General features: G+C 49.4%; 16 protein-coding genes and 1 pseudogene. 15 read left to right on the top strand and 2 right to left on the bottom strand.

Features of this window, described 5'->3' with window-relative positions; translation table 11 throughout:
- The first annotated feature begins 1 nt into the window (after nt 1).
- From MHB80_RS16690 to MHB80_RS16655, 8 genes and pseudogenes are all read left to right on the top strand, one after another.
- The gene (locus MHB80_RS16690; protein ID WP_341278049.1) at nt 2-535 is read left to right on the top strand and encodes a Rieske 2Fe-2S domain-containing protein; all 534 of its coding nucleotides are present in this window, start codon (nt 2-4) and stop codon (nt 533-535) included.
- Complete coding sequence (locus tag MHB80_RS16685) at nt 525-710, top strand: hypothetical protein (protein ID WP_341278048.1); 186 nt, start codon at nt 525-527, stop codon at nt 708-710. The genes MHB80_RS16690 and MHB80_RS16685 overlap by 11 nt, the downstream gene beginning before the upstream one ends.
- Nucleotides 707-1,882, top strand: a pseudogene (locus MHB80_RS16680) (nitrate/nitrite transporter); the annotation flags it as partial. The gene MHB80_RS16685 and the pseudogene MHB80_RS16680, both read left to right, overlap by 4 nt.
- Before the next feature lie 115 nt (nt 1,883-1,997).
- Nucleotides 1,998-2,351: a hypothetical protein gene (locus MHB80_RS16675; protein ID WP_341278047.1), complete on the top strand. Its 354-nt coding sequence runs from the start codon at nt 1,998-2,000 to the stop codon at nt 2,349-2,351.
- Nucleotides 2,348-2,644 (top strand): hypothetical protein, encoded by a 297-nt coding sequence (locus tag MHB80_RS16670; protein WP_341278046.1) that lies wholly within the window; start codon nt 2,348-2,350, stop codon nt 2,642-2,644. The genes MHB80_RS16675 and MHB80_RS16670 overlap by 4 nt, the downstream gene beginning before the upstream one ends.
- A 154-nt stretch (nt 2,645-2,798) precedes the next feature.
- The gene (locus MHB80_RS16665) at nt 2,799-3,863 is read left to right on the top strand and encodes an SPFH domain-containing protein (protein ID WP_341278045.1); all 1,065 of its coding nucleotides are present in this window, start codon (nt 2,799-2,801) and stop codon (nt 3,861-3,863) included.
- A complete protein-coding gene (locus MHB80_RS16660; RefSeq protein WP_341278044.1) occupies nt 3,860-4,834 on the top strand; it encodes a sugar kinase in 975 nt (324 codons plus the stop codon). Before MHB80_RS16665 ends, MHB80_RS16660 begins: the two co-directional genes overlap by 4 nt.
- Before the next feature lie 195 nt (nt 4,835-5,029).
- The gene (locus tag MHB80_RS16655; RefSeq protein ID WP_341278043.1) at nt 5,030-6,748 is read left to right on the top strand and encodes an ABC transporter ATP-binding protein; all 1,719 of its coding nucleotides are present in this window, start codon (nt 5,030-5,032) and stop codon (nt 6,746-6,748) included.
- Between the two features lie 3 nt (nt 6,749-6,751).
- On the opposite strand, the gene MHB80_RS16650 is transcribed toward MHB80_RS16655, so the two are convergent.
- Nucleotides 6,752-7,354 (bottom strand): molybdenum cofactor guanylyltransferase, encoded by a 603-nt coding sequence (locus MHB80_RS16650; protein WP_341278042.1) that lies wholly within the window; start codon nt 7,352-7,354, stop codon nt 6,752-6,754.
- Nucleotides 7,355-7,515: 161 nt separating this feature from the next.
- Here MHB80_RS16650 and moaA point away from each other — a divergent pair, with 161 nt between their 5' ends.
- The 4 genes from moaA to MHB80_RS16630 all read left to right on the top strand — a co-directional run bounded on the left by moaA (nt 7,516) and on the right by MHB80_RS16630 (nt 13,901).
- Nucleotides 7,516-8,526 carry a GTP 3',8-cyclase MoaA gene (gene moaA / locus MHB80_RS16645; protein WP_341278041.1) on the top strand — a complete coding sequence of 337 codons (1,011 nt, stop codon included), beginning with the start codon at nt 7,516-7,518 and terminating at the stop codon, nt 8,524-8,526.
- A 435-nt stretch (nt 8,527-8,961) separates the two neighbouring features.
- Nucleotides 8,962-10,824: an assimilatory sulfite reductase (NADPH) flavoprotein subunit gene (locus MHB80_RS16640; RefSeq protein ID WP_341283005.1), complete on the top strand. Its 1,863-nt coding sequence runs from the start codon at nt 8,962-8,964 to the stop codon at nt 10,822-10,824.
- A gap of 36 nt (nt 10,825-10,860) precedes the next feature.
- Nucleotides 10,861-12,582 (top strand): assimilatory sulfite reductase (NADPH) hemoprotein subunit, encoded by a 1,722-nt coding sequence (cysI, locus tag MHB80_RS16635; protein ID WP_341278040.1) that lies wholly within the window; start codon nt 10,861-10,863, stop codon nt 12,580-12,582.
- Nucleotides 12,583-12,812: 230 nt separating this feature from the next.
- On the top strand, nt 12,813-13,901 hold the full coding sequence (locus tag MHB80_RS16630; protein WP_341283004.1) for a low temperature requirement protein A: 1,089 nt from the start codon (nt 12,813-12,815) through the stop codon (nt 13,899-13,901).
- A 244-nt stretch (nt 13,902-14,145) separates the two neighbouring features.
- Here the strand turns inward: MHB80_RS16630 and MHB80_RS16625 are convergent, their stop codons facing one another.
- Nucleotides 14,146-14,343: an aminoglycoside 6-adenylyltransferase gene (locus tag MHB80_RS16625; protein ID WP_341278039.1), complete on the bottom strand. Its 198-nt coding sequence runs from the start codon at nt 14,341-14,343 to the stop codon at nt 14,146-14,148.
- Between the two features lie 172 nt (nt 14,344-14,515).
- On the opposite strand from MHB80_RS16625, the gene MHB80_RS16620 reads away from it, so the two are divergent.
- The 3 genes from MHB80_RS16620 (at nt 14,516) to MHB80_RS16610 (ending at nt 17,253) form a co-directional block, all read left to right on the top strand.
- The gene (locus MHB80_RS16620) at nt 14,516-14,638 is read left to right on the top strand and encodes an HAD hydrolase family protein (protein ID WP_341278038.1); all 123 of its coding nucleotides are present in this window, start codon (nt 14,516-14,518) and stop codon (nt 14,636-14,638) included.
- 198 nt (nt 14,639-14,836) lie between these two features.
- Nucleotides 14,837-15,814 carry a substrate-binding domain-containing protein gene (locus MHB80_RS16615; protein WP_341278037.1) on the top strand — a complete coding sequence of 326 codons (978 nt, stop codon included), beginning with the start codon at nt 14,837-14,839 and terminating at the stop codon, nt 15,812-15,814.
- Complete coding sequence (locus tag MHB80_RS16610) at nt 15,811-17,253, top strand: histidine kinase (RefSeq protein WP_341278036.1); 1,443 nt, start codon at nt 15,811-15,813, stop codon at nt 17,251-17,253. The genes MHB80_RS16615 and MHB80_RS16610 overlap by 4 nt, the downstream gene beginning before the upstream one ends.

The raw sequence follows: 17,253 nt of genomic DNA, 5'->3' as shown, positions 1-17,253 counted from the left end.
AATGGACAATGAAGCAGGAAAAAATAATAAAGTGCCATTTGAAGAGGATAATTACACGCATAACATTCACAAAAATAATGAACGCCAGCTGGACCGCAGGGGCTTTCTGAAAACGATGGTTGGCGCAGCCGGCGTGTTCGCCGTATCCACGCTGCCTTGGGGCGGCCTTGCTGCGAAGGAACTGATGGGTTTTGGAAAAAGCAGCCATCCGAAGAAAAAAATCGCCGATGTGCGGGCGCTCAAAGTAGGAGAGGCGGTGGAATTCCACTACCCCGGCGACCATGAGTCAGCATTGCTCATTCGGCTAGGCGACAATCAGTATAAGGCTTACCAAAATGCCTGTACCCACTTGAAATGCCCGGTATTTTGGAGCCGCGAGGAGGATCAGCTCGTCTGTCCTTGTCATCATGGCTTTTTCGATCCGCAATCGGGCAAGCCGACAGCAGGACCACCACGGAGAGCGCTGCCTGAGATTTTGCTTGAACTCGATGGCGGAGCGATTTATGCGACAGGGGTGAAGCGGTATGAAACGTAGCTACAGAGGGGTGTTGCTGCTGTGCGCGGTGCTTTTTTTGAATATCGTCTGCACGCAGTACGTCGTTAATCATTATTTTCATGAAAAATATGAGCTTGTTCTCGTTTTTGCCTTGCTGAATGTACTGCTTTTCCCGCTGGCCCTATGGATTTATAAAAAGGAGGTTCGCAGATGAACGGAAATAAAACGCAATTATCGATTCAGACGGGAAGCCTAATTCTTGGGTTTATGGTTTGGGTTATTCTTTCATCGCTTATTCCGTTTATTAAGGAGGATATCCAGCTGACATCAGGCCAGCTTGCCTGGGTGACGGCGATTCCAGTGCTATTCGGCTCAGTGCTTCGGATACCGGTCGGCTATTGGACCAATCGCTATGGCGCGCGCAAGCTGTTTGGGTTTAGTTTTCTCCTTTTGCTTGCCCCCGTCTATTGGGTCAGCCTTGCAGACAGCTTTATCGATTTGATTATCGGCGGGATTTTCCTTGGTATCGGGGGCGCAGTGTTTTCGGTTGGCGTCACTTCTCTGCCGAAATATTACCCGAAGGAACGGCATGGCTTTGTGAACGGCATTTATGGCATCGGAAATTTGGGTACGGCGATTACAGCATTTACCGCTCCCGTAGCGGCTAACTATTTGGGTTGGAGCAAAACAGTTCTGCTGTATCTAGTGCTGCTCGCCATATTCATTTTGATTAATTTTATGCTGGGAGATCGCAATGAGCCGAAGGTGATGGCTTCTTTGTCGGAGCAGATCAAAGGGGTATACCGAAATGAAAAGCTGTGGGCGCTCTGTTTGTTTTATTTTATTACGTTCGGCTCTTTCGTCGCTTTCACGGTCTATTTGCCAAACTTCCTCGTCTCGCATTTTGAGCTGAGCAAGGTGGATGCGGGGCTGCGCACAGCTGGCTTCATCGTACTGGCGACCATCATGCGGCCTGTTGGCGGCTGGTTAGGAGACCGTTTCAATCCATTTGTGATTTTGATGTTCGTGTTTGGCGGACTTACGCTGTCAGCGGTCGTGCTGTCTTTCGCGCCATCCATCGGCATGTATACGGTGGGCTGTCTGATTATTGCGTTTTGCGCGGGTACTGGCAACGGGACGATTTTCAAGCTGGTGCCGCTGTACTTCACCAAGCAGGCGGGCATTGCGAATGGTCTAATATCCGCTATGGGCGGGCTTGGCGGATTTTTCCCGCCACTGCTGCTGTCCGTGCTGTACAACTGGACCGGCCATTACGCCATCGGCTTCATGGCACTGTCTGAGGTTGCGCTGGCGAGTCTAATCCTCGTCATTTGGCTGTACTATCAAGAGAAGCTTGGGCATGCTGAGCGCCTGATTCTGCAAAACGCTCAAAATGCGCAAAACGACCACAGCACAAGAAATAGACTGCCGGGGGATATGGTCAAATCTTAAAGGTTACAGGTCAGGCTCCATTTGATAGATGCACGGGGAGGGATTGACGATGAAATCGGAATTTATGCTGGATTTATGCTTCATCCGCAAGCAGGAGCTGGGAAGCTCATTTACTAAATCAATTGAAGGGCTGCTCCAGCAGCTGTTCGCCAAGAAATCCTCCTGGTTTCTGGAAGAGAAGCAGGAGGGGGAGCTTGAGGTCGTCAATGCGGCGGTAAAAGGCTACAGTGACTGGGAGAAGGATGAGGAGGTGCTGTTGTTTATTGAGGAGCAGGCACCTCCGGAATTTTGGGAGTGGATTCAGGGTTATAGGCTGGAGCTGGATTTGAAGCGTCCCGAGGAATGCAGGCACTGCGGCGAGAAAGCGGGCAGTCCAAATACGGGGGCAGGTGCAGCCTCATGATGGAGATGCAGCGCTTGGTGGATGAGCTGATGCCGTATGCGGGCAGCCGCATTAAGGTGTGGATGGAAGATCGTTCAGGGGAAAAGCAAACTTTGCCGAAGCCATATACGCTGTTTAAGGTAGAGGCGGCAAGTGACGGAACGCAGCTGTTGTTTTATTTTAACAAGGAGCAGTTTCTGTCGGTTCCGGTGTTTGATGAGAAGCATACGCTGCTGGAGCAGACGAAGGCCGGGCCGCGCTTTGTTTCGCATGATGAGCAGTCGCAGCTGCATTATTGGGTGTATTTTTTATAGGTGAGTATAGCCTTCGCTATAAAGCTCCAACGTCGCTGGGTTCGTGACGGCGGGGCTTGTTTTTATAATGTCGGTTTGACAGTATGGTTTTTATCAATTATCATTTAGATATTATCAAATCGACAATATTGAAAACGGAAGCGGGGAACGAGCCATGTTTGGATTCGAATTCGTTAAGTTTCAACCGAGCGATTATATTATTCAGGTGAAGAACGGGAAGGTTGTGAAAGAGGGCGTTGGTCTGTCCTTCTATTATTATGAGCGTGCGTCCTCGGTGGTCGTCATTCCGATTTCCTCGATCGATGTGCCGTTTATGTTTGAAGAGATTACTCGCGATTACCAGACGGTAACGGTGCAGGGACAGCTGACCTACCGGATTGTGGACTACCGCAAAATGATGGAAATTATGAATTATACGTACAACATAAAGAAAAAAGCCTATATTTCCGACGATCCGCTTAAGCTGTCCCAGCGTATGATTCAACTTGCCAAGGTGTTGACGAAGAAACAGCTGGCGCAGCTGCCGCTTAAGGAAGCGATCCAATCGAGCGAACGGCTGGCGAAAATGATTAGACAGGACATCAGCCAGCATGAGGAGCTGACGAAGCTGGGCATCGAGCTGATGGGCTTATCTATTTTGGCGGTGCTGCCGAACAAGGAGACGATGCGGGCACTTGAAGCGCAGTCGCGCGAGCAAATGCTTCAGGATGCGGATGAGGCGCTGTACGTGCGGCGAAATTCCTCCATAGAGCAGGAGCGGCGCGTGAAGGAAAATGAGCTGAACACGGATATTGCGGTTGAGCTGAAGAAGAGGCAAATTCGCGAAGCGCAGCTTGATGCGGAGCGCTCGGTGCGCCAGAAGCAAAACGAGCTTAAAGAGGTGCAGCTGCAATTTGATACGCAGCTTGAGGAGAAGAAGCAAGCGATAATTGAGCTGGCTGCTGCGAATAGGCGGTCTGAGGCGGATGCCAAGGCGTATGAGCTCGCCGCTGTTATGAAGTCGCTGCATGACACCCAGCCGTATGTGCTGCAAGCGATGACGAATATGGGCATGGATTCGAATAAGCTCATTGCGATTGCTTTCCAGGAAATGGCGGAAAAAGCGGAGCGGATTGGGCAGCTGAATATTTCGCCGGATCTGCTGCAAAGCCTGATTCCCGGAGCTGGCAATGCGTCGGGCTCGGGCAAGGCGGAAGCCAGAGGAGGGGCAGGACGATGAGCCGGGCAGCGGGTGCAGATGCAAAGTTTATCGTCGTAAAGCGGAAGACGAGGCTGGAGGAGCTGCTCGTTCGCTACAATACGGTGCAGCAGGCGAAGTTTTACATTGAGCGGCTTGGCGCTGACTTTGGCGACTATTGGCTGGAAAATGACGTGTATCAAAATGCTGTATCACTGGCGGTAAGCGAGCTGGAGCAGCAGGGCAGAGTTCAAGTGCTGGATCGCGAGCATGTGCCCAGCTTCCTATTCGGCGACCACGATATCGTCGTCGCAATTGGCCCAGATGGACTAGTCGCGGGTACGCTGAAATATTTGGACCGCCAGCCGCTCATTGGCGTCAATCCGGAGCCGCAGCGCTGGGAAGGCGTGCTGCTGCCCTTCACGGTTGGCGATTTGCGCCTGCTTATTCCCGAGGTGCTGCGCGGCAAGCGCCGGGTTCAGCCTGTTACGCTGGCAATGGCGCAGCTCAACAATGGCCAGTGCCTATACGGCGTTAACGATTTGTTTATCGGACGCAAAACCCATGTATCCGCACGGTATGAAATTAAGCTCGAGCAGCATGCCGAGCAGCATTCTTCAAGCGGCATCATTGTGTCGACTGGCCTCGGCGCAAGCGGCTGGCTGCGCAGCATTCTTGCCGGGGCGGCGGGCATTGTAAGCAGCGCGACACACCAGCCGCTGACGCTCACACCGGAAAATTTAGGCGCGCCTGAGGAGCAGGCAAAACGGCGGCTGGACTGGTCGGCGGACTCGCTTTATTTTACAGTGAGAGAGCCATTTCCAAGCCGGACGACCGCAGCTTCGATTGTGTTCGGGCAGATCAACGGGCAGCGCAAGCTGCGAATCACGTCGCAAATGCCGGAAGACGGTGTTATTTTCAGCGACGGGGTAGAGAGTGATTTCCTTACTTTCCATTCAGGGCTTGAGGCAACGATTGGACCCGCTGATCGACAGGGACATCTCGTTATTTAAGCAAGGTTTAGAATAAGCACAAGCACAAGATTAAGAACAGGGCGCAGGGCGCGATCATTTTGGAAATCTATAGGGAGATTCGCACGCCAGTCCGCAGCAATCATGCTATAATTGGGGCATGGGTTGATGGGGATGATTCGGATTAGCAGGAATACGCTTGTGAACCTAATCTAGAGATGAGAGAGTGATTTTGAAATGCTGCGTCGATTTTTTTCGTATTATCGTCCCTATAAGGGGCTGTTCTTTCTTGATTTCGGCTGCGCCATTCTTGCCGGATTGCTGGAGCTGGCTTTTCCGCTTGCGGTCAGTCAATTTATTAACGATTTGCTTCCCAGCCAGAATTGGACGCTGATCGTTGCTGCCTGTGCGGGGCTGCTTGCCGTTTATGCGCTCAATACGGCGCTGAATTATGTCGTAACCTACTGGGGGCATATGCTAGGCATTAACATTGAAACGGATATGCGGCGCAAAATGTTCGACCATATCCAAAAGCTCAGCTTCCGCTTCTTCGACAATCACAAAACGGGGCATTTGATCGGCCGCATTACGAATGACCTGAATGATATTGGCGAAGTCGCGCATCACGGACCAGAGGATGTATTTATTGCGGTTATGACGCTTATCGGCTCCTTCTCGCTAATGGCCTACATTAACCTCGAGCTTGCACTTATAACCTTCATCATTATTCCGGTTATGGCTTGGCTGATTATCGTCTTCGGCGGCAAAATGAGCAAAACGTACCGTCGATTGTTCGGCGATGTCGGCAATTTTAATGCCCGTATTGAAGACAATGTCGGCGGCATTCGCGTCGTTCAATCGTTTGCGAACGAAGAGCATGAGAAAAAGCTGTTTTCCGTAGACAACCAAAATTTCCGCCTGACGAAGCTGCTCGCTTACAAAACGATGGCGAAAAGCATTTCTGTCAGCTATATGATGATGCGTCTCGTTACGATTTTTGTCATGATTTGCGGCGCTTACTTCTTTATTCAGGGCAAGCTGGATATGGGTGAATTTATGGCGTTCATTTTGCTTTCGAACATTTTCTTCCGCCCGATTGAGAAAATCAACGCGGTCATCGAAAGCTATCCAAAAGGCATCGCCGGCTTCAGACGTTACACAGAAATCATTGATACAGAACCTGATATTGAAGATCGGCCAAATGCGACAGAGCTCAAAAAAGTCGTCGGTAATGTCCGTTTTCATGACGTGAGCTTTGGTTATGAAACGAACAATATGATTTTGCAGAAAATCAATTTGGATATTAACGCTGGAGAGACTGTGGCATTTGTCGGGCCGTCTGGCGCAGGGAAAACGACGATTTGCAGCCTGTTGCCAAGGTTTTATGATGTGCTTGCGGGCAGTATTACGGTAGATGGTAAAGATATTCGGGACATTAAGCTGGAATCGCTGCGCAAAAATATTGGAATCGTGCAGCAGGATGTGTTCCTGTTCTCGGGCTCCATTCGCGAAAATATTGCTTATGGAAACTTGAAGGCAACAGAGGACGAAATATGGGAGGCGGCGCGCCGGGCATCGCTTGAAGATTTGATCAGAAAAATGCCTGAAGGGCTGGATACCATTATTGGAGAGCGCGGCGTCAAGCTTTCGGGTGGACAGAAGCAGCGCCTGTCGATTGCTCGAATGTTTTTGAAAAATCCGCCGATTCTCATCCTCGATGAAGCGACCTCGGCACTGGATACGGAGACGGAAGTCGCGATTCAAAAATCGCTGTCCGACCTGTCCGTAGGCAGAACGACGCTAGTCATTGCCCACCGCCTGACGACGATCAAAAATGCGGATCGCATCATTGTCGTCGACGAGAGCGGCATAGCCGAGCAAGGAAGGCACCAAGAGCTGGTTGCGGCAGGAGGCATTTACAGCAAGCTGCATCAAGCCCAATACAGCACGGTCTAGCCATTACGGCGAAAGGCCGTTTACGCTAGATAGAATGGCCTGATAATCCTCCGGCGTATTCATATTAATGAACTGCTTGGCAATCGCCGGATTGTCAGGCTTGTAAGGAATGATGGACAGCTGGGGGAACACATCCATGACCTTCAGATTTCGGCTATACAGCGCGGCGGCCCATTTGCCCAGCGTTCGTCCATGGAAGATGGCAAACAAAGGATGGCTTCGCTCCTCGATGATCGGGATGACAGCATCTTTGGCTGGATGGCTGCCAAGCAGCGCCAGCATTTCAATAAAAGGCGCAGCGGTGAGCAGTGGATAGTCACAGGCCGCGACAACGTAAACCGTGTCCGGTTCCTGATCGCTCATTCCGGCATGCAGTCCGGCAATCGGGCCAAGACTTGGAAAGATATCAGGCTTAAATGTAATAGAGGGAGCAAGGAAGGGATATAATTCAGGCTCATTAGTAATGATAGAAATGCGGTCTGTTAGAACACTTAGCTGCTCGGTTATGATTTGAATAACAGGCTTGCCATTAATAACGAGCAATTCTTTACGCTGCTGCATGCGGCGGCTTTCTCCTCCTGCAAGTACAATAGCTTCCAGGTTCATCCTCGTTCACCTTGCTTTCCATAATTCGTTGATGTTAGGAACATTGACAAATACTTGACCTCTATTCATAATGTAAGGAACTTGTTCGCTATTTACCATAGTGTAAAGTATGAAGCTATGATTTAACAATATTCTCTTTTGTATAACCTGAGGTGAGGAGCTTGGAGCATTCAATAAAGGATCAATTGAACCGTGGTCTGCGGGACCTGCGTTTATCTGTTACCGACCGTTGTAATTTCCGCTGCCGTTATTGTATGCCGGCCGAAATTTTCGGCAAGGACTATCCGTTTTTGCCTGAGGACAAGGTGCTCAGCTTTGATGAGATAGAACGGCTCGTAACGATTTTTGTATCATTGGGTGTCAAGAAGCTTAGAATTACTGGCGGAGAGCCGTTGCTTAGAAAAGATTTGCCAACGCTGATCAAGCGCTTGAATGCAATCCCGGGCGTTGAGGATATTGCACTCACGACCAACGGGGTTCTGCTGCCCAAATCGGCTGCTGCACTTGCAGAAGCTGGAATGCGGCGGGTAACGGTCAGTCTGGATTCGCTGAATGACGAGCGGTTCCGGCTAATGAACGGAAACCGCAGCGGCGTACAGGCCGTGCTGGATGGCATTGAAGCGGCTTCTGCGGCAGGCATGCCAGTCAAAGTCAATATGGTTGTCCAGAAGGGCACCAATGATCAGGATATATGGCCGATGGCAGCTTATTTTCGCGAAAAGGGGCATATTCTTCGGTTCATTGAATATATGGATGTGGGCAATTCAAATGGCTGGAAGTGGGATCACGTTTTTTCAAGCAAGCAGATTTTGCAGCTTCTGGAAGAGCACCTGCCGCTTGAGCCGGTGGAAGCCCATTATGCAGGCGAGGTTGCTTCACGCTACCGCTATCTGGATGGATCGGGGGAAATCGGTTTTATTTCCTCCGTAAGCGACGCCTTTTGCAGTAGCTGTACACGGGCACGCATTTCCGCGGAAGGCAAGCTGTATACCTGCCTGTTCGCCTCGAAGGGCTATAATTTAATGGAGCTGCTGCGCGGTGACGAAACGGATGAGTCGATTCGCGAATCCATCGCCCGCATTTGGACGAATCGCGATGATCGTTATTCGGAGGAACGGGCTACCCGTACCCAGTCGCCAGCAAAAATCGAAATGTCCCATATCGGCGGCTAATTTCATAAAGAGTGACCGGCTAAGGCCCTCCCACCACGCTTCTGCGAGAAGCGTGGTTTTTTTTGTGAAAAAAACATCATAATCGTCTATCACTTTTTCTAATGGAAATCATCATAATTCTTAATTTATAAGGCTAAATCAGGGTAAAATACCCCCATTTCACTCGGATTTAGCCGCATTTTGCTTCTGAATCGACTTTTTGGGAAAAATTAGGTGGAAATGTGCGCATTGCCCGATTGCACTTAATATGTTAGTTTGAATATTAATGATGGACTAAAGTGTGTAAGCGCAGTTTACAAGGTGAAACGGCCGAAAGCCGTCCTTTGGCGGCGCGGCGCGTTTCAGTCCGAGAAATATAGAGAAAGGATGAGAAAATCATATCCTTTCCTATATTTTAAAACAGTATGATTTCATGTTTATGAGAGGTGGATTTTGTTGCAACTTCAGGTGACGAACAGTCCTTTTAATCAGGAGCAGGTTGAGCTTCTTAACCGCCTTCTGCCAACTTTGACGGAATCGCAGCATATATGGTTATGCGGATATTTGTCCGCAGTTCAGAGCACAGCAGCTTTTGCCCCTATTAGTGCAGAGCCGCAATTAAGCGCAGCACTTGCTGTAGAAGGTGAAGCGCTGTCAGCACCCGCTCAGCCAGCAGGCTCGCGAGAAGTGACGATTTTATTTGGATCACAGACAGGCAACAGCCAGCGGCTGTCCGGCAAGCTTGCAAGCAAGCTTGAGGCAAACGGCTTCCAGGTTACATTGTCCGCAATGAACAAATTCAAGCCTAATGGCTTGAAGAAGGTTGAAAATTTATTGATTATTGCAAGTACCCATGGAGAAGGCGAACCGCCGGATAATGCAATCTCCTTCCATGAGTTCTTATATAGCAAAAGAGCGCCGCAGCTGGATGAATTGTATTTCTCCGTTCTGTCGCTCGGTGATACTTCGTATGAATTTTTCTGCCAGACGGGTAAAGATTTCGACGTTCGTCTTGAGGAATTGGGCGGCAAGCGCCTGACGCCGCGTATCGATTGCGACTTGGATTATGATGAGCCGGCAGCAGAGTGGTTCAATCAAGTTGCGGCAGCGCTAAACGAGCGTTTGAATGGATCGGCAGCTGCACAGCCAGCAGCTGTATCCACAACGGCTTCGGTTAGCTCGACTGAATCCGAATATTCGCGTACAAATCCGTTTCATGCGGAAGTGCTGGCGAACATTAATTTGAACGGTCGCGGTTCAGACCGCGAGACGCGCCATCTGGAGCTGTCGCTTGACGGATCGAGCCTGCAATATGAGCCGGGCGATTGTCTGGGTCTTTTTCCAGAAAATCATCCGAAGCTTGTAGACGAGCTGATTCAGGCTTTGGGCTGGAGCGCGGATGAGAAGGTTCCATTTAACAAAAAAGGCGAAGAAGGCTCGCTGAGCGAAGCGCTTCTGAAGCATTATGAAATTACAGTATTGACGAAGCCGCTGCTGGAGCAGGCTGCGAAGCTTTCGGCAAATAGCGGGCTTCAAGAGCTTGCAGCGCCCGGCAAGGAGAAAGAGTTGAAGGATTACATCAACGGCCGCGATTTGCTTGATCTGGTGCAGGATTTTGCGCCTTGGAACTGGTCGCCTGCTGCATTTGTCGGTATTTTGCGCAAGCTGCCAGCACGTCTTTATTCCATTGCGAGCAGTTTCCAGGCCAACCCGGACGAGGTGCATTTGACGATTCGCGCCGTGCGTTATGAAGCAAATGGCCGCGAGCGTTATGGCGTTTGCTCGATTCATACGGCAGAGCGTCTGGAGCCAGGCGATACCGTGCCGATTTATATTCAGAACAACCCGAATTTCAAGCTGCCGGCAAGCGCGGAAACCCCGGTTATTATGATCGGTCCAGGCACAGGCGTAGCACCTTTCCGGGCATTCATGGAGGAGCGCGAGGAAACGGGAGTGGAAGGGAAATCATGGTTATTTTATGGCGACCGCCATTTCGTAACGGACTTCCTGTATCAAACGGACTGGCAGCGCATGCTGAAGGACGGCGTTCTGACGAAGCTGGACGTTGCGTTCTCACGCGACTCGGAAGAGAAGGTGTATGTACAACACCGTATTCTGGAGCAAGGCAAGGAGCTGTATGAATGGCTGCAAGCCGGCGCCCATGTATATGTGTGCGGCGACGAAAAGCATATGGCACATGATGTGCATTCCGCACTCATTACGGTCATTGAGCAGGAAGGCGGCATTAGCCGCGAGAAAGCAGAGGCTTATCTCGCCGACATGCAGCAGCAGCAGCGCTACCAGCGCGATGTGTACTAAACCGACTTAAAGCGAGTGTGAGAGGAGAAAGCAGCAATGGCAAATGATCAAATCGTAAAGCCTATCGGCGGCCCGCCGAGCGATGTTGAACATATTAAAATAGAGAGCAATTACTTGCGTGGAGCACTCGTTGAGACGCTTCGCAATCCGGTTACAGGAAGCTTGCCGGAGGACGACAACCGCTTGATGAAATTCCACGGCAGCTATATGCAGGATGACCGGGATCTGCGCAATGAGCGCGAGAAGCAGAAGCTGGAGGCTGCATACCAGTTCATGCTCCGCGTCGTTGTGCCTGGTGGTGTAGCGACATCCGAGCAATGGCTGGCGATGGACGAACTGGCCCATAAGTACGGGAACGGAACGCTGCGTCTGACGACTCGTCAGGCTTTCCAAATGCACGGCGTGTTGAAATGGAATTTGAAAAAGACGATCCGTACGATCAACGACAAGCTCATGACGACGCTTGCTGCCTGTGGCGATGTTAATCGTAATGTGATGAGCAATCCTAACCCGCATTTGTCTGAGGCTCATGAGCAAGTGAATGAGTGGGCAAGACTTATTAACAATCACCTCGCGCCGCGCACACCTGCGTATCATGAAATTTGGCTGGATGGCGAGAAGGTAGAAAGCTCGGAAGCTGCTGGCGAAGTGGAACCGATCTATGGACCGGTTTACTTGCCGCGTAAATTCAAAATCGGGATGGCCGTTCCGCCATCCAACGATGTAGATGTTTATTCTCAGGATCTGGGCTACATTGCGATTTTGGAAAAGGGCAAGCTCGTCGGCTTCAACGTAACCGTTGGCGGCGGCATGGGCATGACGCATGGCGATACGGCGACCTATCCGCAGCTTGGCCGCGTTATTGGCTTCTGTACGCCTGAGCAAACGATTGACGTTGCCGAGAAAACAGTTATGATTCAACGCGATTATGGCAATCGCTCTGTTCGTAAAAATGCCCGTTTCAAATACACGATTGACCGCCACGGTCTGGACTGGTTTGTTGACGAGCTGCACAAAAGAATGGGCTGGAAGCTGGAAGCGCCGCGCGAATTCCACTTCGACAGCAATGGCGACCGCTATGGCTGGCTTAAAGGCACAAACGGCAAATGGAACCTGACGCTGTACATTCAAAGCGGGCGGATTCAAGATGAAGGCGACTACAAGCTGATGACGGGCCTCCGTGAAATTGCGAAGATCCATACTGGAGACTTCCGCCTTTCGCCGAACCAGAACCTCGTTATTGCCAATATTACGACGCAGAAAAAACGCAAAATTTTGGAGCTGATCGAGCAATATAAGCTGACAGATGGCCTGCATTATTCTGCTTTGCGCCGCAGCTCGATTTCCTGCGTAGCGCTGCCTACCTGTGGCCTTGCGATGGCGGAAGCGGAACGGTATTTGCCGATTTTGATCGACAAGCTGGATGTGGTCATGGATGAAGCTGGTCTGCGTGACGAGTCCATCGTTATTCGCATGACAGGCTGCCCGAACGGCTGTGGCCGCCCAGCGCTGGGTGAAATTTCATTTATCGGAAAATCGCCAGGCAAATATAATATGTATTTGGGAGCAAGCTTCAACGGCGACCGTTTGAACAAGATGTACAAGGAAAATATTGACGAAACGGAAATCATCAGCACGCTGACGCCTATTATTAACCGCTTCGCGAAAGAGCGCGAGCAGGGCGAGCATTTCGGCGATTTCGTCATTCGCAATGGTTATGTGAAGGCTACGACGTCGGGGCTTAATTTCCACGACTAGAGGCTCCGCTGCAGGCTATAGCAGGCGAGCTTAGGAAAGGCGAATCATACGCTTGCCAGTTGCTCTATTTTTCTCAAAACGATAGATAGGAAATAAGGTCTGGGGCATTGGCTCCAGGCCTTATTTCGTATATTGCCTATTGAGCGGCTGATGCTTATAATAATTGAGTTGATGTAGAGATAGAGAATGCAATTGGACGTATGAAAAGAGAGGAGCACGTCATAGCGATGATGCCGGAAAAAAAAGTAACGTGGCTGGAGCTGTTTTATGATTTATTGTTTGTCGCGGCTGTCTCCAAGGCCACACATGTGCTGCTTCATGTCGAGCATAGCAGCATTACTTGGGAGCATTTATCCAAATTCATCTTGATTTTTGTGCCGATTTGGTGGGCATGGGTTGGACAGACGATGTACAACAATCGTTTTGGACAGGATACGCTGAAGCACCGATTATTTATCGTGGTGCAAATGTTTTTCGTCCTTATTATGACAGCAAGCTTGAATGTTGATTTTGACGCGTATTATGTGCCCTTTTTTATTGGTTATATCGGGCTTCGGATTATAACGACCGTGCAATATTTGCTGACGGCACGTTCAGAGGTGCTGCATAAGCTGCAAACCGCACGATTCTTTGGTACTTATTTTTGGCTGGGGATAGCGGTATCGTCATGTTCCTTGTTTTTTGATTCGTGGCTGCGTTACGCGATTCTGTATGCGGGCATTATTTTGGACATCATCGTTCCGTTAATTGGCCGCAAGCATCTCGTTGTCACGCCGATCCATACCCCTCATTTACTGGAGCGTTTTTCGCTGTTTACGCTGATTTTGCTGGGGGAATCGGTCGTTAGCCTGCTTTCGATTTTGGATGCCGGAGATATGAGCTTTACTTCTATTGCATTCGTTGCACTTTCCTTTATTCTCGTCATTGCGATTTGGTGGCAATATTTCGAGAACATGGAGAAAAATGTGGATAAAACGAAGCGAACGGCGGGGCAGACGATTATTTACGGCCATTTGTTTATCTATTTATCGCTTTGCATGATCGCTGCTTCGATTCAGCTGGTATTTTTGAACAAACTGGAATATGGCTTTATGCTTGGATTTGTTTTTGGCTCTGTGTTCATTTATTTTCTGTCGGTTATGTGCGTGTTATACAGCTACCGCTTTGAGCATTTGCGTCCAACCGTGAAGCATATTGCGCTGCTGTTGCTGCTGCTGCTTGTTTTATTCAGCGTGAACTTGCTCGTTGTAGTGCCGCCGACGGTCGTGCTTTTGGAGCTTGTGCTGTTCTTTATCGTATTTGCCAAAACAACGGCTTAGCTATTGAAGTACGAACGCTAGGCGGCTGTCAGAAGAAAATAATGTTTTAGATTGAAAAATATCAATAACTAATATAGAGCTCGAACTCTCTCCAAATAGGCTAGCACGTTATTATGATCGCGGGCAGGATATTCATAGTTAAGCTTGTCCGCAATCGGCTGTCCTAATTCGGCGGAATGAAAGATCGATTCTTACTCCATCCGTAAACAGCATGAGAAAAATGTATTCGTCCTCGCCATCCATCTTAATATCCGTTCTGCTGCATCATAATCAATTCTCCAAACGTTCCATTCCAATCCTGATGATCCATATAATATCTTGGCTCGGCAACAACAAATATTAGATCATAATCGCAAAAGATATCCTTCGTCACATTCGGGTTTACTCGCGATCCATTCAGGATAACGGCCCTTACCTTCTCATCCGAATAAGCAAATTGCAATAGTTGGTCGATAACTTCTAGTTCTGTTCTTACTTGCAGCCTCCTTTGTTTGTGGATTGAAGATATTTACATTGTATAGCTATATAATCGAAAATATCAATTCAACTATTGCCAATTAGCTGAAGGTGCCTAAGGTGAATAGAGAGGACCTATGAAGCCTAAGTGAATCGTATTGGATTTGGATGGTACTCTTCTAAATTCAAAAAAACAAATATCTAAAAGAAATTTGTTTGCTTTGCAGAAGGTGAAAGCTGAAGATAAAAATCGTCAGTTTACTCCCAGTTTGGTGGCATGAGTAAGTTAGAAAGTCTTTTTCTCGACAGTCTGAAAAAGTAGATCTATTTCGGAAAAATCAGTCCAGAAGGACGCTCAAACACCTTCCTCTCCCCATTACGTATAATCGGCTGGACAGCAAGCGCGGCATTCATTATGATTTAAGTATGAAAACGTTATCAAAATGGATGCGTTATTATGCGGGCAGGGGGCCAGGGGCTTGCGCAAATCGATGTTCGTCAGCTTGTTTGCTGGATGTTTGATTATTTTGTTTTTCACGCTAACCTCGATGATAAAGGTGTTCTCCTCCAATTTAATTGAGCCTGCGCTTACATCGGAGCAGCATAACAGCTACCGGCTCGTACTCATTACAAGCGAGCTGGATACTCCGTTTTGGGCGAAGGTGGAGAATGGGGCTATGGCAGCAGCCGAGCGCTATGGTGCAAGCTTGGAGGTATGGGGCACCTACGGCTCGAATCGCGATGATTTTCTGAAAAATATTGAGGTTGCAATTGTATCGAAGGTAGATGGCATTATTGTGCAGGGACTGGATACGGATGAATTCAAAAGCTTGACCAAGGTGAAGGCCGCAAGCAGCGGCATTCCGATTATTACCGTCGCAAACGATGTTCCGATGAATGAGAGCCTGCGCCGGACCTATGTCGGCTCTGATCATTTGGAAGCAGGCAGCATGATCGCGCGCCAGCTGGTGTCGGATATGGGCTTCGCGGGCAGAGTGGTGCTGATGGTCTCGGACCGTCAGGAATATTTCCAGCGCTCGCGCCTGACGGGCATTTTAAATGTGCTGAAGCCGTATCCCCAGATCGAAACGCTGATCGTTGCGGCAGGCGATTCGCGTGTGGATGTGGCCAGCGCTACGAATAAGCTGCTGAACGAGGCTCCTAACGTGGATGCCTTTGTTGCCGTGTCTGCGAATCATGCAGGCTCTATTATTCAGGAAATTAGCAAACGGAAGCAGGTCGAGCCATTTTACATCTATTCTTTCGATGATTCGCCAGAAACGTTGACCTTGATGCAGCAGGGCAAAATTGATGCGTTAATCGCACAGTCCCCGGAGGCGATGGGAGAGGAAAGCGTCACCCATATGATCAAGTGGCTGACTGGCGAGCAGGTGCCGCTAAACCCTGACGGTTATTTTACGGACATCAAGGTACTGCGGGCAGGGGAAACACGATGAACAGCATACAGCGAAAAATTTTGACAATGTCGGTTATTGTACTGTCCATTATGGTTTTGATTTGGGTCGTGCTCACTTACTATAATCAGAAAACACAAGCGCAATATAATGATATTCTTCAGCGCTATTTGCGCATGAATGAAGTAACTGATCACAGCCACCAGACGATTATTGCTTTAAATGACTATATGCAAAAGCCATCTGCGTTTAAGCTGAGCAAGCTTGACCAGAACAAAAAAAACATGCTGATGGCAAAGCTGCAGACGGTCACGCTGCGTAATAAAGACAACGCTTTTACCCTGACGAGCTATATCAATATGATTGATAGCCTGATCGCTTCAGCGGATTTGACGGTTATGTTTCTCGGACAAGGAAACGCGGAGCAATCGTCTGAGAAGTTCGAGGAGGCAACCCGCATTGACAAATATATTGCCGAGACGACGATTACCCTGATTGACAAAGAGGTGCGGACGTACGATGCGTTTTACCGCGGCATTATTGAGCAAAGCACAGAGCTAAAACGGCTTGGCGCTTGGCTGCTCTCCTTAATTACGATTATATTATTGCTGTTTACCTACTGGTTTTCCCTCAGCATTACCCGGCCGATTCAGAAGCTGACGGTGGCCGCCAAGGAGCTATCGCGCGGGCGATTCGACAAACCGATTGAAGTACACTCCAACGACGAAATTTCATTCCTCGCGAAGACGTTTGACCGTATGCGCGTAAATATCAACAATTTAATCTCCGAGATTCAACAGAAGGCTCAGCTTGAGAGTGAGCTGCAGCAAAGCAAGCTGCTCCTGAAGGAAAGCCAGCTGATCAGCCTGCAAAGCCAGATTAACCCCCACTTCTTGTTTAACACCCTAGATACCCTCTCTAAGAAAGCTTATCTCGATGGTTCTGAAGAAACAAGCGATTTAATTGCAAGCGTCGCTGGCTTACTGCGCTATAATTTGCGCCGTCTGGACCGGGCGGTAACGCTTGAGGAAGAACTGTCGGTTGCTTTGAAATATATCGAGATTCAAAGTGCGCGCTTCACCGATCGGCTTCGATTTGAGCAGGAGGTCGATGAGAGCTGCCTTCAGCTCAAGCTTCCCTGCCTTACGCTTCAGCCCATTATTGAAAACGCGGTAATTCATGCCGTAGAGCCGCTTGAGGATGGGGGGAGCATAACGCTTCGCATTTATGAAAGAGGGCAATGCGTTTGGATTGAAATTGAGGATGACGGAGCTGGCATGACGGCTGAGAAGGTGAACCATATTTTGATGGAGGGCGGCAACGCCGATGGTCTGGGGCACTCTACGGGAATAGGCTTCAGCAACGTGGTTAAGCGGCTGCGGCTGTTCGTCGGCGCTGAGGATGTCATTTCCATTGACAGTGAACCCGGCTGCGGAACCAAGGTAACGATAAAAATACCATTGGCGGGGAGCGAAGGCTAG

Source organism: Paenibacillus sp. FSL H8-0537, from assembly GCF_038051995.1.
GTDB lineage: Bacteria > Bacillota > Bacilli > Paenibacillales > Paenibacillaceae > Pristimantibacillus.
The sequence above is the reverse complement of the archived record's forward strand: the minus strand, read 5'-3'. Positions and strand labels throughout refer to the sequence as shown.